Source organism: Thalassospira sp. MBR-102, from assembly GCF_040549275.1.
In the GTDB taxonomy this organism is placed as follows: Bacteria; Pseudomonadota; Alphaproteobacteria; order Rhodospirillales; family Thalassospiraceae; genus Thalassospira; species Thalassospira xiamenensis.
In genome coordinates, this window is sequence record NZ_JBEPTC010000021.1 from 1 (window position 1) to 20,397 (window position 20,397).

Genomic DNA, 20,397 nt, shown 5'->3' on the forward strand with positions numbered 1-20,397 from the left:
CCACCTGATCCCATCCCGAACTCAGAAGTGAAACCTGCCTGCGCCGATGGTACTTTGTCTTAAGGCACGGGAGAGTAGGTCACCGCCGGGCCTTCCAAACACAGCAAATATTCCCTGTCATCACCCAAACATCCAACGCCGCCTCATCCCTGATGCGGCGTTATCTGTTTAACCCACCGGTTAATACACCCTGACGCGGGGTGGAGCAGCCCGGTAGCTCGTCAGGCTCATAACCTGAAGGCCGCAGGTTCAAATCCTGCCCCCGCAACCACTTCTGTTATAACTCGCTCCTGTGCGAGATATAGCAGTGCTCTAGATCAAAACACCCTGCTCGGTGAAAGTCGAGCGGGGTGTTTTGTTTCATAGGTTACGGTTTACGAGTTGCGAATTTTATTTGCTTTAGGGATGGTTGCCTCAATTCGGGGCTATATTGATCGGTAGCTCTACTGTTCACGTAACGAAATTGATCGTAAAGATAGAGATGCGCTCTCGCTTTGAGATATAGCGACCGTCTTTAGCCTGAACTTGCAGATGTCCCAAACGTCTTTCCTTTAACGCGTTATCATCAAAGGAAAGATAAATGTTCAAGCAACGCGAACCGTCAATTGATGCACTTCGTGCGTTTGCCCTGTTTGGGATACTCGTGGTCAATCTGCCATTTTTTGCCATCACGTATGGCTTTGCCGGTGGGGCATGGCAGGATGCAACGCCACTTTGGGCGAATGCAATCGCTGCTGGTGTGATTCAGGGGCTATTTGAAAGCAAGTTTATCCTAATCTTTTCTGCGCTGTTTGGTTTTGCTGCCTTTCAACAGTTTCAGCGTTACGGTCTGTCATTCTACATTCGACGTCTCGTGGTCTTGGCATTGTTTGGCGTGGTGAACCTGACGCTGCTGTTTGAGGCAGATATTCTTTTACCCTATGCGGTCATTGGCCTGTTGTTGGTCTTTGTGCGCAATCATTCGGTACGTTCTCTTCTGACCTATGCCATCGGACTATGGGCTTGGGCTGTTATTGGCAATGCCTTGTTTGGTGTAAACATGACGGTAAACCCTGTACCTTATGTTGCGCCGGACATACCGGTTTCCGAAGTGCTGGCGTCGGGGAGTTTTGTCGATGTCATGGCTATCCGGCTCGATAGCTGGAGCGGGTTCCAGCTTTATTGTCTTTGGAGCAATTATCTGTTGGTGGCGGCAGCGATGTGCGGCGGGTTGGCAGCAGCGCGATATTGTGATGCGCTTGGATTTGATCTTCTGATTGTCAGGTTGCGCCTGATTGCATCGTTTGCAGTCATCCCTGCAATTCTGGGTAGCGTGGTTTATGGCGTGTTGGCCGCCTTGCCGGCATCAGCAGAGCCAGAACGCTTCTTTATGATGACCCTGATTTTGCGTCCGTTGTTCGCTGTGCCGCTGTCTCTTGTTCTGGTGTCAGTAGCGATGGGGGGCTTCATGTCGAGATCATGTATCTGTTTGACATCATTTATTGCGCCAGCAGGACGCATGTCACTGACCATCTACCTTGGCATGTCGTTGATCATGGGGTTTGTATTTTTTGGATATGGTGCCGGATTGCACAATCAGGTCAGTTTGATCGACTGTTTGTGGATTTCATTGATGATGTATCTGGGATGGGTTGTATTTGCACAAGTCTGGTTCAGGGTGGCATCGCGCGGCCCGCTTGAATGGATATTGGCGTTGTTGACTCGACCCGGATCGCGACGGATTGAGGTTTCGGTGAGCAGCAGTTAGTTCTGTCTGTTTGGCAAAGAACGAAAAGGGCGCCGTCTGGGCACCCTTTGCTTTTGGTCGTTCCGGAAAGCCTGCGTCTACCGTTTCAGACCGACGGCAATTGCCTGTTTGAGGTCGGCAAGCAGGTGTTCGGGGTTCTCAAGCCCGCCATAGATGCGGACAAGTTGGGGGTTGAGTTTGAAGTGACGGAACGCGCTGACATCGTATTTCTGATGAAGTACCGCAGCCGCAGGCACGACAAGGCTTTCAGGGCCGCCCCAACTGACACCCAGGCGAAATATTCGAAGTGCGTTGCTAAAAGCCCGGATATCAACGGCGTCATCAAGAATGATCGAAAACAGGCTGGAATGACCGTGCAGGGTTTTACTTCCGGGGTGGTCACTGAAACCGGAATAAAGCACGGATGAAACCTGTGGATGCACGGCAAGATTTCTGGCCAGATATTCTCCGTTCAGGGCGTGCCTTTGCATGCGCAATTCGAGGGTATCAAGCCCACGCAGAAGAAGCCATGCTTCAAACGGGCCAAGCTTTCCACCAAGATAGGGGAAGGTCGATGCATTGATACGGTCGATCAATGATTGACGCCCTGTAACAACGCCTGCCACGGTATCGCTATGCCCTGACAGGAATTTTGATGCGGCATGAATGACAAGGTCAATGCCGTGATCCGCAGGTTTTTGAAAAACAGGTGTCGCCCAAGAATTATCAATGACCGTAATGACATCGTTTGCCCTGGCAGCAGTGGCGAGTTTTTCAAGGTCCTGTAACTCGAAGGTCAGCGATGTCGGGCTTTCCAGAAACAGTAACCTTGCATCCGTAATAGCGGCAATAACGGCATCGGTATCTTTGCCATCGACATAGTCAATCTTGCCCCCCATTGGCCTGAGAATCGTTTCAAAAAGGCGATAGGCATCCGAATAGACATTATGGACAGTCACAATTCGATCACCTGGCGCAACAAGAGCCATGACCGTTGCGCTGATAGCACCCATCCCACTGGCAAACGCCCGGGAGGCTTCGGTATTCTCCCGCCGGGCGATTTCGCGCTCGAACGCCATGACAGTCGGGTTGTCGCCACGGGCATAGATCGGTCCCCCCGGATTCCCGGCATAGGCATTTGCCATGTCGTCAAAATCACGAAATGCGAAAAGGGATGTTTGATAAATCGGTTGAGAAACAGCACGGAAATGTCGTTCATAATTTGGGTCATGCGCACCCAAATGCCGTGTTTCGCCCTGATGTATACGCAATGGTTTTGAGGGCAGTTCATTCATGATGAAAGCTCCTTGATGGGAAGTGATCTGATCCCCGAAAAGGTAAGGAAACCCGCAAGCAGGGTCGTCAGCACAGCGGCAAGTGCCGGTGCCATCACAATTCCATCAAACCCGACGGCCATTGGTAAAAGGATGGCGAGCGGGATCTGGATGTAACCTTGTGGGGCCATGCTTACCATCGCGGCGTGCCGGGCATTGTTGGCGGCCTGAAACCGCGACACCATTGGTTGGTAAATCCCGATGCAGGCGATCTGGATGGCGAGAACATCAAGCAGATGCCCTCCAAATTCGACAAGCTCTGCACGATCAACAAATGCCGTGATCAGTAGATCACCAAACAGAAATGCAATAAGGGCACAGCTTAACGAAAAACCAGTGCAATAAAGAACGATCCCTTTGAAAACGGCATCAAAGCGATTTTGATTATGGGCCCCGGCCGCATAACTCAGGATCGGTTGTGCTCCAAGGCAAAAGCCGATGATTGGCAGGATTGCCAGCAGCACGATGCGAAGAGAAATGGCCAGTCCGGCCAGTTCATCCTCGGTTCCATGAACGTTTGCCGCCTGCATCAAAATGGCAAAGCAAACGGATGCAAGTACAGTCGTCGAGCTTGCCGGTATGCCGAGCTTTGCGAAAGGATAAAGGGCAGGCCGCCATTTCAGTTGACGAAGAGCCGATAACGCTGGGTGCACACGGCCCAGACGTTTCCGGAAGTAATAGAGATATGCCCCAAGGGCAGCGACCTGCGAGATAACGGTTGCCCAGGCTGCACCGGCAACGCCCATGTCAAAACCGAAAATCAGGATCGGATCCAGGGTCATGTTCAGACCAAATGATCCGATCAGGGTGTACATGGAGAACCGGCTGTTACCTTCGCCGATTGCAATGAAATCACATACGATCTGCAAAAGTACAAGGACGGCACAGGCACCAAGGATGCGCATATAGATAGCAGCTTCACCAAAGACATTGCCGCTTGCACCAAGGATATGCAGGATCGGAACATGAAAGAGGAAGATCAGGGCCGCAACGACAATCCCGAATATGATCGCCAGCGCCAACGCGAGTGAAGCCGCACGGGTTGCATTATTTGCATTTCCGTGACCAAGCGCCCGACCAATTTCGGTTGAGGCCGTGATACCCAATCCATGGCCAATGGCACCGACAAGCATGAAGCACGGGATCGAGAGCGTTACACCGGCCATGGCACTGAGCGCATAATGCGAGACGAAAAAAGCGTCGACAACCTGATTTATCGCATTGATCGAAAGCCCCGCCACAGAAGGCAAGGCCAGTCGCAGGATCAAACGCATGATCGCAGGATCATTCAGGTCCGGAAGTTCACGTTTGCGCATCAGGATATATCCTCGTTACGAACAAAGTCCGGAACATAAAGGCGGTCATCAAAGAACCGTTCACGCAGCAGCATCACCAGAAGAGATGTCTTGTGCGGGAAGCGAACCTGTTTGAGACCGGCAAAGCCTGAACGTAAAAGATTGCGGATTTGCTGATCATGACCAGCGTCGGGCTCGCCGACGATCCGCTGGGTGCGAGGATCATCAAGGAACATATAGTGCATCAGTGATGGCAACCATGCTGTAAGGTATTCCTTGCCGCGAAAAGCTTCCTCACCGATTGCAACATGCCAGCCACGATCAAAATCCTCGGCCGTGTAGTGTTCGCCCAGCCGGTCCTCCTGGGCCCAATAGAGTTCGAAATACCCGAAAGGTGCATCATCAAAAAATCCGATAAGCGGTTCTGTCCGGGGATCATTCAGCCGGTTTTCAAGGAAGGCCTGATGCTTCGCTTCCGTGCCAGATTCTTCCCAGAAAACATCTACGCGTGGGTCATTCATCCATTTATGGAAATACCCAAGGTGGCGCGTTGGATCAGCCCGTTCAAAACGGATCGTTTTATTGATCCATGGAATGTAGCGGGAATAGAGCGTCTGGTGCGCGCTTGGTCGACGAACCGGATGGCGACGGCCATTCGTTGAGGTGTAGCGTAGCGGAAAGCTATTCCTTTCAGGATGCTCCAGCCAGTTAAGAGACAGTTGGTATAGGTCACCTGAATAGATGGTATTGTCGCCTGCAGTGTAAGTAATCAATCCACTTCGGGCCATCTGGCTAAGCCAGTCAGGATCAAGTTGATTGGGAAGGCGGATTTCATAGCGTGCCGGATGAACGGCAAAAAGCGCCTCGGCCAAAGCAGCCAAACCATATTGGTCAAGAACACATAAAGTCATACTGGCGATATCATCAAGGACGATCTGATTTGATGTCAGTGAAAAATAAAAGTCGTGATTCTCATTTTCGCCAGACAGATGCAGGTGCCCACCTTCGACTACTGAATGCCACTTGTCCCCCTGCTGGAAATGTTTGATCTGAAATGTTTTCATCGAGGATTGTGTTGGGCTTTCTTGTGTCATGACATTCATGTCCGGGACTCCTTGTTTCCATGGTACCAGCCCATCGGGGCCGATTATCTTGCTCTAGTCCGGACGAGTGAGAGGGCAGGAAGTTCAGTGATCTTTTTTGCGTTTGCGTGCAGAAAAAACTGAATTTACATCCGAACGGATCGTCTCCCCTGCAAATGCAATAATTGCTTTGTCAGCATGGAGACGACCATGAACGGTTCTCAGGCGGTATCTGCCGCTTCTTTTGATTTGGCTACAAAGCCCTTTTCCAAGTCAGACCAGCACTTGATTGCGAATGGATTACCTTGGGCAGAGGCCCCTTGGCCCATGACGGGGTATCCACATGAAGTCATTGACCGTTTTTGCCAAAGCGATCCGGACCGGACAGTCATTCTGGCGACCAACGATGACTGGTCGCGCAAACGTTTGAAGCAAACCTCTGATGCGATTGCACATGCGCTTGTGGCAAGGGGTGTTGGGGTTGGTGACGTTGTTGTTGTTGTTTTGCCGAAGTCAGCGATGGCGATTGCCGCCATTCTGGGGGTCTGGAAGTCGGGTGGTGCGTTTGTTCCGGTGGACCCACAGCATCCCGAAACCCGCAACCGGCATGTGCTATCTGATTGCGGTGCGCGCTTCGCCGTAACCAGCCGCGATGGTTTGGCAAGCTTGGGCAACCATGATCTTGAAGCCGTTCTGGTTGAAGATGTCGGGACAGAGGAAGTCCGGTTTGAAGCTACAACACCGAGTGCAGATCAACTGGCCTATGTCATCTACACATCTGGTTCGACAGGAAAGCCAAAGGGCGTGATGGTTGATCACGGTCCTCTCGTTGATCATTTGAACGCGACTGGTCCGCTTTATCTTATGGATGAAACATCGCGGGAACTGCCATTTCTTCCTTTTTCTTCGGACGGTGGCCACGAACGATGGATTGTCCCGCTGATGGCCGGGGGCAGCATTCTGTTGCCAGATCAGCTTCTCTGGACACCTGAAGACACGGTCGGTGCGATCCGCAATCACGGCGTTACGCATGCATCGTTTCCGACAAGCTACGTTCATGAATTGGCCGGCTGGTTACGAGAAAAGGAACAGACACTTGATCTGACGCTTTGTTCTTTTGGTGGCGAGGCAATGCCAAAAGAAACCTTCAATCGCATCGCTCGTGCGATCAATTCACGCTATCTGATCAATGGTTACGGCCCGACTGAAACGGTGATGACCCCAATGTTATGGCGGGTTAATCAGGATCAGCTTTGTGAGACAGTAACCGCCCCGATCGGGCGTCCGGTTGGTGATCGTTGGGCCTATATCCTTGACGGTGATGGCAATCCGGTTGCCGATGGCGAGATCGGTGAAATCCATCTTGGTGGATATTGTGTGGCACGCGGCTATAACAATTTGCCGGAAAAGACCGACAGCCTTTTTGTTTATGACAAATTTGCGCTTGCCGATGACGCGCGGATGTATCGCACCGGTGATCTGGGGCGTTTCTTGCCAGACGGCATGATCCAGTTTGCCGGACGTGTCGATGATCAGGTCAAAATCCGTGGTCATCGGATTGAACCAGCGGAAATTGAAACTGTCCTGCGCGGGTTTGATGATGTTGCCAACTGCGTGGTTATCGCGGCGGATGTTGCATCCCGGCTTGAACTGATTGCCTATGTGGTTCCGCGATCGGGTGCGTCGGTTGATACCCGGTCAGTTCGTGCGCGCTTGCAGCAGCTTTTACCAAGCTCAATGGTGCCTGGTTACATCATTGAGATGACGATGCTTCCGCTCAATGCCAATCACAAGGTCGACAAGGCACAGCTTCCTCTGCCACGTCGGGAAGGTACGATAACGCTTCCTGCAAATGATGATGAGATCGCTGTGCTTGCGATCTGGAAATCGGCGCTGGGACTGGATGACATTGGCGTTAGCGATAATTTTTTTGAAATCGGGGGAAACTCGATCACCGCTCTTCGGGTGCTGGGAAAGATTCGTGAACAGTTCCCGGATAGAAATGCTGAAATCACGGATCTTTTCAATTTCCCGACAGTCCGAACCTTTCTGACGGCGCTTTTTGAACCGGAATGCAAACCGGGTGCTGACATTGTGCATTTGCAGAAAGGCAGGCCAGAGCAGCCCGTTCTTTATTGTTTTCCGGGGCTTCTGGTCAGCACGCGTGAATATATGAAGCTGGTTAAGAGCCTTGGTGCGGATCAATCGGCTGTGGGGTTCATGTGCCATTCGCTTTCAGACAGTCAGGAACTTGACGTTTCTGTATCAGACATTAGCGCACGCTATGCCGAGATCGTGCATCGCGAGGCCAAAGGACGATCCTGTGCATTTCTTGGCTGGTCGTGGGGAGGCTTGCTTGCCTATGAAGCCGCCCGGATGTTGGGCCGCGATATTGATCTGCGTCTGATCGGTATGGTCGATGTTTGTGACATGGATGATGATTTTGATCTGAATGCCCGACCAAAATTCCAACCGGGGGAGCGTGAGGAGATCGAAAGCAACATTCGCCGCTGGCTACAACAAACCGCAATGCGCGAGGAATGGGAACGCCTTTTGGCGCTGATGGATGATCTTGCCTATGCGCAGTTTGTCCATTTCGTCGGTAAAAGCGAATTTGGCCTTCCGATAGATGGTCCAGGAATTGGGACACGGGAGCACACTTTTTGGGTGCTGATTGATAATGCCCTTGTCTTTCGGCGCCATGAACTTCTTCCTTATGACGCACCAATCGCATCCTGGTTGGCAGGTGATACCGTAAGTCGCAAGCTTGATCTCATTGACTGGCAGGCCCTGTCACGTCGGGCGGAGCAACCAGAACACATTCCTGGCACAGACCATTTGACCATCATTGGTGACCCTGCATTTCACAGACTGTTTGGACGACGTTTGCAACGTGCGTTTGAACAGACAGTCAGCTCCGAATTTTCAGGCAATTAGAAGGACTCAGAAGATGGATAAGCTGGATCTGGTCGGGATCGGGATTGGTCCTTTCAATCTTAGTCTTGCGGCACAACTTGATGACGTTCGCGATGTGAAATATGCATTTCTGGAACAAAAGGCTGAATTTGCCTGGCATCCCGACATGATGCTGCCCGGTGTTGAACTTCAGACATCTTTCCTGAAGGATCTTGTGACCCTTACCAACCCGACAAGCAAATGGTCGTTTCTGTCCTATATGGTCAGCCAGAAACGTATGCTTGATTTCATGAATGCCGATTTTGCAGCCGTACCGCGTCGGGAGTTTGCAGCGTATCTGAAATGGGTTGCGGATCATCTTGGCGGGCTTGTGTTCAATAATGCGGTGCGGGAAGTCGAATTTGACGGCAATGACTTCCAGGTGCGTTCAGACAATGGCACCTATGTGGCGCGCAATCTTGCAATTGGCATCGGAAAGCCTGCTTTTGTGCCCGGTTGGGCACGTCATCTGCCGGTTGAGAAATGTTTCCATACAAGCCAGGCAAAATCGCGATTGCCTGATTTACATGGCAAACGGGTCGCGGTTATCGGCGGTGGTCAGAGCGGGGCGGAGCTTGTGGAGTATCTGCTTGGCGGAAATGACGGGAATGTGGAAGAAGTCCTTTGGCTATCGCGGCGCGATAATTTTGAGCCACTTGATGATACGCCGTTTGTGAATGAATATTTTACCCCCGGATATGCTGATATCTTTGCCAGATTGCACGATAGCCGGAAGCAGGAGCTTATGTCGCGCCAGAAGCTGGCAAGTGACGGGGCTTCGCTTTCGACATTGAAGTCGATCTATCAGCTGATCTATCGGCAAAGATATCTTGATGAGGGTAACGTCATTGCGCGATTGTTGCCGCAACGTGAGGTCTTTCAGGTTCAGCATGATGGGGAAGATTTCAGGATAGCGGCGCGCAACGGCCTTAATCAGGATGTTGAATTCTTCCATGTCGATGCATTGATCCTTGCAACAGGATATGAAACGGCCTTGCCGGAATTCATGGCACCATTGCGTGCACGTCTTGAAGAAGGTGTGTCTGGTGCCTACCGGCTTGATGCGGATTTTCGTGCCTGTTGGGATGGCCCGGCTGATCGTAGCATCTTCGTTCAAAATGCCGGGCGTATTGATCTGGGAATCTTTGAACCACAGCTCAGCCTGATGGCATGGCGCAGTGCGAAGATCGTCAATGCACTGATGGGGCAGAATGTGTTCGATCTCGATCAAAACCGGCCAATTGTCGATTGGGTTGCAGATGGGACGCATGTGGCAGATGGCGCTGTGGTTCAGGCGTGGGGATAGTATGGTGTGATAATTGATCGGCAAGCGGCCGGGACAAATATTTTTTATCCCGGCTGCCGATCCTCCTTACCAATCAGGCGGGACGCACCAGTTCGGCATTTTGCAGGGCCTTGCGACAACTTTGATCGGCCAGATGAATATAGGCGCAGACAGATGCCTTTGAAACGCCGATATCTCTGGCAATGACGTTTTGCGCATACCCATCGACACGGTGGCGATAAAAAGCATTGCGAACATGGGGCGGCAGTTCCTGCAAGGTGTGTTCAATGACGCGCAGGGCCTGACATCCGCTTAGTCGTGCTTCCGGACAATTGGCAGTACCTGCCGGGCAGAACTCGGTTTGGTCGCTGCCTGAAAACAGGCTGCGTTCAAATGTCATCTGCCGCACCTTGTCAATGGCCATGTTGCGTACAATGCGGGTGATAAATGCACTTGGCGTGGAGACTTCCTCGTCAATCTGTATAGTTAGAAGTTTGGCATATGTGTCCTGAACAATATCATCTGCAAGATGTGGGCATTTGACGATGGATTGGGCAATGCGACGCAACTTTCCTTCAATGTCCCGGGTTTTGATCAGCAGTTCGTGTCTCTGTTTGTGCTCAAAGGATTTCGGCTCAAGTCGGTTTGATAGGTGCATTTTCCAATAGTCTCCATTGGTTTGCTCGTAAGTGAAATTAATAGTCACTTGCAAGTTTGGGACGTGGCTTTGCACTCTCCGTGAGGTCGATACATCTTTTGTTTTTTGAGCAGGGCCTGATGGTGCTCCAAACCCGCCTCATGATTCATGAGACGGGATTTCTGATCGCTTTCAGTAAGGAAAACTGCGTGTCCGGAAAGTGAACGCAGTTATGCAAGGGGCTTGTGGAATTTCTAGAGTTTTGCGAGCGGGCAGGTGGGGCAGATTTCGACACTGGTGAGCAAATACCGCAGGCAACAGACACGCCTGGAAAGGCTGCCATCTTCTGATTGTTTGGTGCTGTATGGATTTGCCAGAGGGTTGCGCATATCGTCGGGGCGTTTTGCGTCACTGATCAGCGGTACAAGCGAGATACGGCTGTCCTTGAGAACGTGTTTTTCGACATAGGCAATTACCACCCCAACATTTGACCAGAATACTTTGGGGGAAACCTTTGATGAGGTTGAAAGCGACATAATCAGAGGGGTGAGATGCATGGATATCAAATTATCAAAATGTACCCATGGACAAGGTGCAACAGGATCGGTAACCGTTTGGCGAACGTACCCGTCGGTTAAATCAAAGCCAACCGGGCAATTGACGTCATCTGACTTCATGCTGACAAAGCCAGCCTGAAACGGCAGTACTACTTCACCCCCGGAACCCATGACCAGCATAGGCGATAGAAGAAGCCCGAAATACCACTGTGACCACATCGAAACCGCGGCACGACGATCATCATTGGGATATTTCATCTTGCAATAGTGATCCAGCAGCGGGGAAAGGCATTCGGGATCATGCAAGTCAAAACAGTCAATACCGGCCTTGGCGTCGGCAGTAACGTGATGACGTTCGCCGAGCCCCTGATAGGGGCCCTGAAAAACCTGAGCCTTGATTTCCGAAAGCAGTTTGCTTTCTGTCCCGTTGATGGAGGGCTGCCGCGGCGGCAGGTTCGATTGATTGTGTGGTGCTGACATCATGATGAGGTTTGTCCGATACGCATAAGCAGCCAAACCAGAACCGGTCCGGCAATGATCGCAGCCATCAGGCCAGCAGGTATTTCCCACGGAAAGAACAACATCCGTCCAAGCCAATCGGCACTCACCATCAGGGCGGCACCGATAAAAGCAGCTCCGATACTATGTGAAAGCGCGTGGCGGAACCCGGCTAATCGCGCAAGATGTGGGGCAATCAAGCCGGCAAAGCTGAGCGGCCCTACCAGCAATGTTGCCGCGGCCGTCAGAATGGCAGCGAACAGCAACATGCTGCCACGTGACACCGACAGGTCCACACCCATCGACTTTGTGGTGATGGGGCCTAGCGGAAATAGATTAAGCCAGCGTGCAAGCGCAGGCAGGATTGGCAGGGCGGTAACAGCAACGATTGCAAGAATAGTGGCACGGTCGAAGCCCAGCCCGTAAGTGGACCCCGAACTCCAGGCCAGAAGGCGTGCGGCACGTGGATCGCCACCTGCCATCAGGAATGCAATGAAACCATCAAATAATGCTCCGATTGCAATTCCGGCAATGAGAATGCGCTCCGGTGCATATCCCGATTTCCGCGTCAGGACAAAAATCGCAACCAGTGTCACGAATGCGCCAATTGCGGCCCCGGAAATCTGAAGCCATGTAGATGGTGCATCAATCGCAAAGATGATGGCGATCATGCCAATTGCCGCCCCGGCACTAACACCGAGACTTTCGGGGCTGGCCATCGGGTTTGCTGTCATGCGCTGCAAGACGGTTCCGGCAATTGCCAGCATTGTTCCAGCCGCGATTGCCCCCAAAATGCGCGGGCCACGCCATGGCCAGACAGTTTGCAGATCATTTGTCCATTGAAGTTGCCAGAACCCATTTACGTCACGTCCTATGAATATCGCACCCGCAATGGCCAGCAGGACACAAGTTCCAAGGATCATTCTGCTTTGCCGAAGGCTCCTATCCTTCGTCGGGATTGCTGTTGTGCTGCGTGATGGTGGGGAATTGGCACGTAGTTGCCTTATGAGAATAATCAGTAATGGCCCGCCGAAAACACCGGTCAAGGCCCCTGCAGGAACAAGAGTTCCGAGATGACCCGAAAGGACCTGTACTCCTTGGTCGGCGGCACAAAGCAGTAGAGCTCCAAACAGTGCAGATGCGATCAGTTTGTGGCGCAGGCGTCTTATACCGATCATGCGTGTGATTGCGGGACCGGCCAAGCCAACAAAACCGACAATACCAACTGCGGCAACGGTAACTGCCGTCAGCCAGCAGCCGATCAGGAGGCACAGCATACGCAGTCGGGCCGGTGATGCACCAAGGGCCGTTGCCTGATGATCATTCAGGTTCAGCATCTCAAGCGGGCGGGTCAGCATAATTGCAACGACCATCCCGATCGCGACTTTGATGGTCAGCGGATTCAAAATGTACCAGCCATCCTGAGTAAGATCACCGCTGCCCCAGATAAACAGGCTTTTGAGCCATTCATGATGAATGATTGCAAGGGCGGTGGTCACAGCCCCGCAATAAAGCCCAATGATCATACCCGTCAGGATCACCACCAACGGCGAGAAACCGCTACGTCGGGCCAAGGCAAAAACCAACATACCGACCACTAAAGCACCCAGCAGGGCAATGATATCGTGGCCAATGACAAGTGCGCCGGGAACATACAGTGTTGCCAGTGTCAGAAACAGTTTTGCCCCACCAGCAAGGCCAAGTGTGGACGGTGACGCTAACGGGTTTTTGAGTGTGTGCTGAAACAGTGCACCGGCCGTCGCCAAACCTGCACCGGCGACAAAGGAGATCAAAAACCTTGGCACCCAGCCATGGGTTAGCAACAAGGATTGTGTACCCGACGCAGATGCAAGATCGAAAATTATTGCAGGGTTCAGGCTTCCCGTTTCGATATGCAGTGAAAGGGCGCTTAGCAGCAAAGCTGCAATGAAAATCGTCGTCGGTATGGTGCCCAGATATGCGGGGTGGTTACGCAATGTTGTTGTCATGATGATGTCGCCTCGGCATTCTCCGGCGTGGCTTGGGTAAGCGACTTTGCCAGCAGGTCGGCAAAACGACCGGCGGCAAACAGGCCACCAAATGTTGCAATCGGGGGCATCCTGATCAGCCCGTAGCGTTTGATCGGTGGAAGTTCGGAAAGAATGGGACTGTGATCAATTGCCCGGTCAACATTGTCAGGCACCGGTTCGATGGCAATCATTGCGGCATCGGTATATTGCGCGACCTGATCAATCGAAACGGTCGCAAACCCCCAATGATTGGTTGGGCCAGTCCAGGCATTCTGGATGGGGAGTTGCGCAATAACATCCTGCATCAGACTGTTTTGGCCAAATACGCGCATGTGTCTGGGGGACAGCATGCTGGTAATCAAAACCGAACGGGCTTTTGGAGTTGAAAGTTGTCGGGCAGCATGTTCAATTCGCGCAGCTGTATCAGCAACCAGTCTATCGGCGGCGTTCGGGTGACCGGTGACGTCGCCAATTTTGCGTGCTGCGGTAACCGCATTTGAAAACGGGGTTTTGCTGCTGCTGTAAATGTCGATTTTTTCAATCGGTGCCAGATCACGTAGGCTGGCATATTGGTTTGCATAGAAGCTGCTGGTCAGGATCAGATCAGGTTTAAGCTGTGCCAGACGTTCAAGGCTTGGCTGGAAACGTGCGCCAAGGTTAATGACCCTATCTGGAACAGCCGGTTCCTGCACCCATGCCCGATAACCCGGAATATCGGCCATCGCTAACGGAACAATCCCCATCGCCAGTGCCGTTTCGCTGATTGCGCCGTCTGCGATCACGATGCGTTTGGGAACTGCCGCCGATGTGGTTTCTGCCATCAGGCCGGATAAAGCGTAACCGCATCCTGATATAATCGATGCCTGCGTGACAAGGCGCAGGAATGATCTGCGTGAATATAAAGGGATTGGTTTATGCATTGAAATTCGTCCCGTCACACATTGGCCAAGGCAACAGGATGCCCATTGGTTGGATGGGGCTGGACAAGCATGTCGATGCCGAAAATATCGCGCAGAATATTGGGCTGCATAATGGTTTGAGGGGATGCATCCGCAATCAGATGGCCATTTTTCAAGGCAACGATTTGATCGGCAAAGCGTGCAGCCAGATTGATATCGTGCAAAACGGCGATGATGCACAAGCCATCTTGCTTGCTGAGTTCTGAAAGCAAAAGCAGGATTTCATATTGATGGGCAAGGTCGAGTGCTGAAATTGGCTCGTCCAGAAGCAGGCAAGGTGCCTGCTGGGCCAGCGTGACTGCGATCCATGCACGTTGCCGTTCTCCACCAGACAGGGTGTGGACAGCACGTTGACGTAATGATTCCAGCCCGGTCAGAGCAATGGCACGTTCGATTGCTTGTTTGTCGTGGTCCTGTAATCGCCCGAATGGTCCGTGCCAGGGATACCGTCCCAGAGCGACCAGTTCCTCGACGGTGTAATCTGCGCCGTCGCCGGGATCCTGTGCCAGATAGGCAACGTTTTTTGCAAATTCGCGTGTGCCAAAGCTTGCAATATTTTCGCCATCAAGGGTGACGGTCCCCCCCGATGGTTTGTTCAGCCCAGCCAGCATTTTAAGGGCCGTCGATTTACCAGAACCGTTATGGCCTACAATCGCGGTCAGGCTGCGCGCCCGAAATGTGACGGAGACTTCCTTAAGAAGGATTGAGCCCTCTGATGTTTGGAAATGGGTGTCCTGCATGGCAAGAACGGCGGGGCGATCAGACAAATCCATGGCGATGAACCAGTTTCTTGGAAACGCAGAAAATCCGCGTTGGACGCGGATTGCGGAAAACGGACCCGGGGCGCGGTATTGCGCCCCGGGATGCGTGGTTACCAGTCGTATTTTAACGTTGCTGCAATGGTCTGCCCCTCGTTCTGGTAGCAGTATCCGTTGTTGCAAATGTCGGCTTTGTTGTCGGCGAGGTTGGTGCCGTTGATGGCGAGTGTCAGGCCTTCAAGCTTGTCGCTGACCGCACCGAAGTCATATCGGATTGCGGCATCAAGCAGTGTGTAAGACTTGTTCTTGCTGGTGTTGGTATAGTTGGCATAGCTTGAGTCGATGTAGCGAACGCCAACGCCAAGTCCGAAGCCACTCAGAGGTCCGCTCTGGAAAGTGTAATCCACCCAGGTCGATGCGGTTTTTTCCGGCGTTACGAGCGGCGTGTTGCCACGATAGGAGCCTTTGACGATCTTGGCATTGTTATAGGCAAAGTTTGCAACAAGGCTCAGGCTTTCGGTCACATTTGCCTTGCCTTCTATTTCAAGCCCGCGTGATTCAAGTTTGCCGATAGGCTCATAATACGAACCAATTGTGGTACTGTAGCCTGCATAGCGGGCAACATTGTCCTCGGTCAGGCGATAGGCAGATACGGTGACTAAACTATCGAACCCGATTGGTTCGTATTTGACGCCAACTTCATATTGTTCACCTTCGGTCGGGGTGAGCATCTTGCCGTTGATATCCTGACTGGTGCTTGGCAGGAATGAAGTGCCCCAACTGACATAGGGCGATACACCGTTATCGAACGCGTAAAGTGCGCTGGCATTAAAAGTCGTTGCGGTGTTGTAGTCTGTTGAGCCGGTATTTGTCAGGCGGCTGATGCGCTTGCGCTCTGCATAGTCGAAACGAACGCCGCCATTGAAATGCCAGTTCCCGTATTCCAGCTGATCCTGAACATAGACGCCTGTCTGGTTATAAGTAACATCATCCAATGTCGTGTAGGCAGGCGTGCTGCCGGAAATTGATCTGTTTGGGTCATCAAGATAGAAGCTGTAGTCGCTCAGCACCGCACTTGAACCAAATCGATAATCGGATTTCGAGTACATTAAATCCAGACCGGTCAGCAATTCATGAGAAACCTCTCCGGTTTCAAAGCTGGTAATTGCCTGATTGTCGACCTGTGCGCTCCAGAGCGTTTCCTGGACGGCCTGCGCCACGCGTCGATATTCGTTGGCGTCAGAGGGGTTCCAGCCAGCTCCGGCAACGCCGCCAGTGAGATAGCGGGCCGTAAGGTCAAAATAACCAAATCGGGTGTTTTGAGCCAGGGTGACCGGCACGGAGTTCAGATGGTGGGTGAGTTCATAGCCGACCTGAAACTGATCTTGCTTCTGATAGTCGTAATCTGCGTCACTGGTACGATAGTCAAGGACTTCGCCATTCAGGTTCAGCAATGTCGCAGATGCGTCCGTCTCGTCATGTTGTAAAAGGGTATAAACGGTCAGGTCCGTGTTCTCATTGGGTTGCCAGCGAATGGTTGGCGCGAACATCTGGCGATCATCCTGGATGTCATTGCTTGTTTCGCCATAACGCGCCATGCCGACAAATCGCGAGGCCCATTCGCCATTCTCGCTGATATCCAGATTGTAGTCGAAACCACCTTCATAGGATTCCGTGTCGGTGAAACGTCCATAGACGTTGTTTTTGGCATCTTTGTGCGGGCGTTTGGTGACGCTATTTAGCAAGCCGCCGGGTGTCGTCTGACCATATAGTGCCGCCGTCGGTCCCTTCACGATCTCAAGCTGTTCAAGGCTGTAAGGTTCGGTTCTGAAGGTTGCGTAAACACCTGTCATCTGCCGCAGGCCGTCACGATAATCGCCATAGATATGAACCGGATAGCCACGGACATAGACCTGATCGAAGCGTGGATCATAGCCGTAATTATTGGTCACTACACCTGCGGTATAGGCGACCGCATCCTCAATGCTGGCAACTGCGCGGTCTTCAATTTCCTGTTCGGTCACGACCGAGATGCTTTTGGCGGTTTCGATCAGGGGAGTGCTGGTTTTGGTTCCCGAACTGCTGGTTGTTGCGACGTAACCATGCGCCAGTTCGCTTGAACTTTGTGCATTTGCTTCGACATAGACCGGATCAACAACCGTCGACGCATCAACATCGGAAGTTTCCATCTTTGACAGGGAAACAGTGCTCTCGCCCGTGAACCGATAGGTCATACCGCTACCCAGCAGCAGGACTTTAAGTGCATCAGAAGGCGTGTAACTGCCTTCCAGTTCCGAACTTTGCAAACCGTCGACACGGTCCAGATCGTAGAACAATTGCAAATTTGCCTGATCGGCAAAAGTCAACAGCGCCTGATTAAGGTCCTGTGACGGGATTGAAAATTCCATCGGTGTTGCACTGCTTACCGACGTATTGTCCTGTTGTGCTTTCGCCGTGGCTGGAACCCCCGTAACGATCAACCCGGCAGCAAGTGCAAACAAACTTGCACCACATATCAACTGATATGCCAAACCTTTTGCCAACCGGGCTTTGCCGGCTTTATTTACCTGCATTATGCAGACCCCCATCTTCGATATTTTCTTAATAACGCAAATGATTTGCATTTGCTGATGTTAGGTGAGACGGGATTTGCATTCTGATTCAGTAAGATAAATTTCTATTTTTTTGTTTTTCTTCAGGAGGAGGGTCGGGACATGGCCGAAATGCGGCTATTCCGGAAGACTGGGCGTCCGATTTAGTAAAGGAATGTCAGCAGCGGTGTGATGGAAACCTTGCGGATAGACAGCTCTGTCGCAATCAGGTCCAGCCCGATTTGTGGATCGCTCATGTCGAAAACACCACTGACACGCTTTCGTGCAACGGCTTCATTGGCGATCAGGATTTTTCCATGCTGATATCGGGAAAACTCGGCAACCACTTCACGCAAGGCAACCCGGTCAAAGATCTGCTTGCCCTTTTGCCAACTCAGAACACGGTCCGAATTGACGGGATAGATATCTTCAAGTGAATATCGGCTGTATCTGACAGCCTCATTGGGGCTCAGAACGAGCGATTTTGTGGGGCGCGCGCCGTTTGTCAGGCTGACTTTCACGTTGTGTTGCAATACGGAGACCGACGCATAATCATCGAATTTGTCGATGACAAAACGGGTCCCTAAAGCGCGTGCGATACCGTCGCCGGTGGACACGACGAAGGGACGATCACCGGCATTCTCCATCGGAACTGCCTGAAAGTCGACGAGGCCGGTAAAAATTTCGATCCGTCGTTCCTGTTCACTGAATTTGACGTCAATGGCGCTATCGGGGCCAAGTGTTATCTTGCTGCCATCGTCAAGGGTGATCGTCCTGATTTCGCCAGGTGCAGTATGATAATCTGCCCCCCAGACCAAAGCCGGATCACCCATCAGCACCCTGCCGGAAAACAGTGCGATGAGCAGACAGGCTGCCATCGCAATCGCGGCCCATTTTCCGATACCTGTGCGAGGCGGTTTTTTGCCTTTGCCTGTAATTACCGGAAATGGCCGGATTTGCGTGTTCTGCCTGTCTGCCTCATGCATAGAGCTTTGCGCCGCATTTACGCCGTCAGAAAACAGACTGGCATCCATCATCGCAAGTGCGTGATTGGCATCGGCAAATGCTTGCTGGTGGGAACGGGATTGTGCAAGCCAGGCATCAAGAGCTTTGTGTTCTGCATCATTCAGGCCGCCGTCAATCATCCGCGCAACCCAGTTGGCGGCACAAAGATCAATGCTTTCCTGCGTCTGTTGCGTTTGATTCACGTTACTGGTCCACGCCCGAAAATCGCTGTTTCATTTGGTCCATAACTTTAGGACGTTCAAAGTACAAGAAAAGGCTAAAAAATTTTGCACCAGATCACACGCCTTTCTTGCCCAGCCGTGCCATGACGTGGGCAATGGCACGGGCAATATGCTTTTGGACCGAACTGTCGGAGATACCAAGTCTCTCGGCAGCCTGATGATAGGTAAGCCCATCTACGCGCACCAGCACGAAGATATTGCGCGTCCTTTCGGGAAGTTCATCAAGGGCACGTCGCACGAAATCAAGTTCAGACTGATCGCCGACAATTTGTTCTGGCGAGGGAGCATTGTGAGGGATCGTTCCCAGATTGCTGTCATCAGCCCTATTCACCGGGTTACGCTTTTGTGCGCGAACATGGTCCACGGCAAGATTGTGGGCAACCCGATACAGGTAGGAGCGTACATGCGTCACATCATTCGATTTATTCTGCCGGGCGTGTTCGGTAACCCGCAGGAATGTTTCCTGTGTCAAATCCACAGCAATATCAGCGTCGCGCAACAGGCGAGTGAGATAAATCTGCAATTCCCTTTGATGGGAAAGGAATAGCGTTTTGATGTCGGTTATTGCCAAACCGAAAACCTGACTCTAATGATCCGATACTTGTTGAGTTATCAAAAATAATACTCATTCGCAATTAAATTGGGCCGCGTAACGGTTTAAAGAATGTGAAATATGCTGTTAGATCGCTGTTCTGCTGATCAATCCACGCCCTTCAAGCAGAAGAAAACGAGCAATAACTTATTCATTCTGCAGCATTAAATCCGTGCCATACGACAATTCCCTTTTCTAAGGGCAACCAGATTTCAATTGTCAATTTCAGGCGTACGAATTGGGGGCAGCCCTGGGGCATATATAAAGTTTTTCAGATTTTTCGAAAAAAGTTCTTGATTTGTTCTTTTATTTGTGGCATAAGAGACAAAGTCAACGGGAGAAAAGCACCCGGACCGAAACCCGCGCGGCCTTGAGCTTCGCGGGTTTTTGCATTTGGGGCTGGATGAAAGAGGTGATCAGGATGATGCGGCAAAGAGACGGACAGAGACACGGGCAGGGCGGCGAGGTGACCCGCAGGATATGGGGCGGCGGATGGCGGAGCCATTACGGCGGGATTCTGCCCAAGGACTAAGGGGACTAACCCGGTCATTTGTCATGACGGGAGAGGTGCGTCTTGTTGGAAAAGGAGCGTTAGATTTGCCGGGAGTGGCAGTAATGGCAGCAGCGGGCAGCGGTGATCTGTGACCCGTCGATGGTGGACCAGTGGGGGCCGTGCGCCCGAAGTGTGTCCGGACCTCGGCGGTTAGCGGAAAGTGCCGCCGTTGCCGAAAGTGACCGGAGCGGGTAGTGGGCCCGAAGACCGTCCGAGGGTGAGGATAAAGCATTTTGCGTTTTATAGGAATCATTGAAGGGATTCCCCTTAGTGTATTTATGTGATTCACTTCCGTCAGGAGGTGCTTCATGGGCAAACC

General features: G+C 52.0%; 14 protein-coding genes, 1 tRNA gene and 1 rRNA gene. 5 read left to right on the forward strand and 11 right to left on the reverse strand.

Annotation, left to right across the window (positions count from 1 at the left end):
* From rrf to ABIE64_RS22320, 3 genes are all read left to right on the forward strand, one after another.
* A 5S ribosomal RNA gene (gene rrf / locus ABIE64_RS22310) occupies nucleotides 1-91 on the forward strand; the annotation flags it as partial.
* A gap of 103 nt (nucleotides 92-194) precedes the next feature.
* A tRNA-Met gene (locus ABIE64_RS22315) sits at nucleotides 195-271 on the forward strand.
* A 309-nt stretch (nucleotides 272-580) separates the two neighbouring features.
* Complete coding sequence (locus ABIE64_RS22320; protein ID WP_354378662.1) at nucleotides 581-1,747, forward strand: DUF418 domain-containing protein; 1,167 nt, start codon at nucleotides 581-583, stop codon at nucleotides 1,745-1,747.
* Between the two features lie 77 nt (nucleotides 1,748-1,824).
* Here ABIE64_RS22320 and ABIE64_RS22325 read toward each other — a convergent pair whose 3' ends face one another.
* From ABIE64_RS22325 to ABIE64_RS22335, 3 genes are read right to left on the reverse strand one after another with little or no spacing between them, the layout of a single operon-like run.
* Nucleotides 1,825-3,021, reverse strand: a complete 1,197-nt coding sequence (locus ABIE64_RS22325; protein WP_354378663.1) for an aminotransferase class I/II-fold pyridoxal phosphate-dependent enzyme — start codon at nucleotides 3,019-3,021, stop codon at nucleotides 1,825-1,827.
* Nucleotides 3,018-4,376 (reverse strand): MATE family efflux transporter, encoded by a 1,359-nt coding sequence (locus tag ABIE64_RS22330; RefSeq protein ID WP_354378664.1) that lies wholly within the window; start codon nucleotides 4,374-4,376, stop codon nucleotides 3,018-3,020. The genes ABIE64_RS22325 and ABIE64_RS22330 overlap by 4 nt, the downstream gene beginning before the upstream one ends.
* Nucleotides 4,376-5,458: a GNAT family N-acetyltransferase gene (locus ABIE64_RS22335; protein WP_354378666.1), complete on the reverse strand. Its 1,083-nt coding sequence runs from the start codon at nucleotides 5,456-5,458 to the stop codon at nucleotides 4,376-4,378. Before ABIE64_RS22335 ends, ABIE64_RS22330 begins: the two co-directional genes overlap by 1 nt.
* A 306-nt stretch (nucleotides 5,459-5,764) precedes the next feature.
* Here ABIE64_RS22335 and ABIE64_RS22340 point away from each other — a divergent pair, with 306 nt between their 5' ends.
* On the forward strand, nucleotides 5,765-8,374 hold the full coding sequence (locus ABIE64_RS22340) for an amino acid adenylation domain-containing protein (protein ID WP_354378667.1): 2,610 nt from the start codon (nucleotides 5,765-5,767) through the stop codon (nucleotides 8,372-8,374).
* Nucleotides 8,375-8,387: 13 nt separating this feature from the next.
* A complete protein-coding gene (locus ABIE64_RS22345; protein ID WP_007092385.1) occupies nucleotides 8,388-9,698 on the forward strand; it encodes a lysine N(6)-hydroxylase/L-ornithine N(5)-oxygenase family protein in 1,311 nt (436 codons plus the stop codon).
* Between the two features lie 73 nt (nucleotides 9,699-9,771).
* Here ABIE64_RS22345 and ABIE64_RS22350 read toward each other — a convergent pair whose 3' ends face one another.
* The 8 genes from ABIE64_RS22350 to ABIE64_RS22385 form a co-directional block, all read right to left on the reverse strand.
* The gene (locus tag ABIE64_RS22350; protein WP_156962662.1) at nucleotides 9,772-10,410 is read right to left on the reverse strand and encodes a sigma-70 family RNA polymerase sigma factor; all 639 of its coding nucleotides are present in this window, start codon (nucleotides 10,408-10,410) and stop codon (nucleotides 9,772-9,774) included.
* A gap of 158 nt (nucleotides 10,411-10,568) precedes the next feature.
* Nucleotides 10,569-11,387: a siderophore-iron reductase FhuF gene (fhuF, locus tag ABIE64_RS22355; protein WP_139192072.1), complete on the reverse strand. Its 819-nt coding sequence runs from the start codon at nucleotides 11,385-11,387 to the stop codon at nucleotides 10,569-10,571.
* Entirely contained in the window at nucleotides 11,351-13,357 is a 2,007-nt protein-coding gene (gene fhuB / locus ABIE64_RS22360) for a Fe(3+)-hydroxamate ABC transporter permease FhuB (protein ID WP_083379299.1), read from the reverse strand. Before fhuB ends, fhuF begins: the two co-directional genes overlap by 37 nt.
* Nucleotides 13,354-14,298, reverse strand: coding sequence for an ABC transporter substrate-binding protein (locus ABIE64_RS22365; RefSeq protein ID WP_354378668.1), 945 nt, complete (start codon nucleotides 14,296-14,298; stop codon nucleotides 13,354-13,356). Before ABIE64_RS22365 ends, fhuB begins: the two co-directional genes overlap by 4 nt.
* A gap of 14 nt (nucleotides 14,299-14,312) precedes the next feature.
* Nucleotides 14,313-15,110: an ABC transporter ATP-binding protein gene (locus ABIE64_RS22370; RefSeq protein WP_354378669.1), complete on the reverse strand. Its 798-nt coding sequence runs from the start codon at nucleotides 15,108-15,110 to the stop codon at nucleotides 14,313-14,315.
* Nucleotides 15,111-15,208: 98 nt separating this feature from the next.
* Nucleotides 15,209-17,668 carry a TonB-dependent siderophore receptor gene (locus ABIE64_RS22375; RefSeq protein ID WP_354378670.1) on the reverse strand — a complete coding sequence of 820 codons (2,460 nt, stop codon included), beginning with the start codon at nucleotides 17,666-17,668 and terminating at the stop codon, nucleotides 15,209-15,211.
* 182 nt (nucleotides 17,669-17,850) lie between these two features.
* Entirely contained in the window at nucleotides 17,851-18,894 is a 1,044-nt protein-coding gene (locus tag ABIE64_RS22380) for a FecR family protein (protein ID WP_354378671.1), read from the reverse strand.
* 94 nt (nucleotides 18,895-18,988) lie between these two features.
* Nucleotides 18,989-19,504 carry an RNA polymerase sigma factor gene (locus tag ABIE64_RS22385; RefSeq protein WP_007092393.1) on the reverse strand — a complete coding sequence of 172 codons (516 nt, stop codon included), beginning with the start codon at nucleotides 19,502-19,504 and terminating at the stop codon, nucleotides 18,989-18,991.
* Nucleotides 19,505-20,397: the final 893 nt, after the last annotated feature.

Bases quoted from the DNA above. Each gene is read 5' to 3' on its own strand.
- ABIE64_RS22370 (WP_354378669.1), bottom strand. From the start codon at position 15,110: ATGGATTTGTCTGATCGCCCCGCCGTTCTTGCCATGCAGGACACCCAT.
- ABIE64_RS22345 (WP_007092385.1), top strand. From the start codon at position 8,388: ATGGATAAGCTGGATCTGGTCGGGATCGGGATTGGTCCTTTCAATCTT.
- ABIE64_RS22325 (WP_354378663.1), bottom strand. From the start codon at position 3,021: ATGAATGAACTGCCCTCAAAACCATTGCGTATACATCAGGGCGAAACA.
- fhuB (WP_083379299.1), bottom strand. From the start codon at position 13,357: ATGACAACAACATTGCGTAACCACCCCGCATATCTGGGCACCATACCG.
- ABIE64_RS22365 (WP_354378668.1), bottom strand. From the start codon at position 14,298: ATGCATAAACCAATCCCTTTATATTCACGCAGATCATTCCTGCGCCTT.
- ABIE64_RS22375 (WP_354378670.1), bottom strand. From the start codon at position 17,668: ATGCAGGTAAATAAAGCCGGCAAAGCCCGGTTGGCAAAAGGTTTGGCA.
- ABIE64_RS22340 (WP_354378667.1), top strand. From the start codon at position 5,765: ATGACGGGGTATCCACATGAAGTCATTGACCGTTTTTGCCAAAGCGAT.
- ABIE64_RS22330 (WP_354378664.1), bottom strand. From the start codon at position 4,376: ATGCGCAAACGTGAACTTCCGGACCTGAATGATCCTGCGATCATGCGT.
- ABIE64_RS22335 (WP_354378666.1), bottom strand. From the start codon at position 5,458: ATGAATGTCATGACACAAGAAAGCCCAACACAATCCTCGATGAAAACA.
- ABIE64_RS22320 (WP_354378662.1), top strand. From the start codon at position 581: ATGTTCAAGCAACGCGAACCGTCAATTGATGCACTTCGTGCGTTTGCC.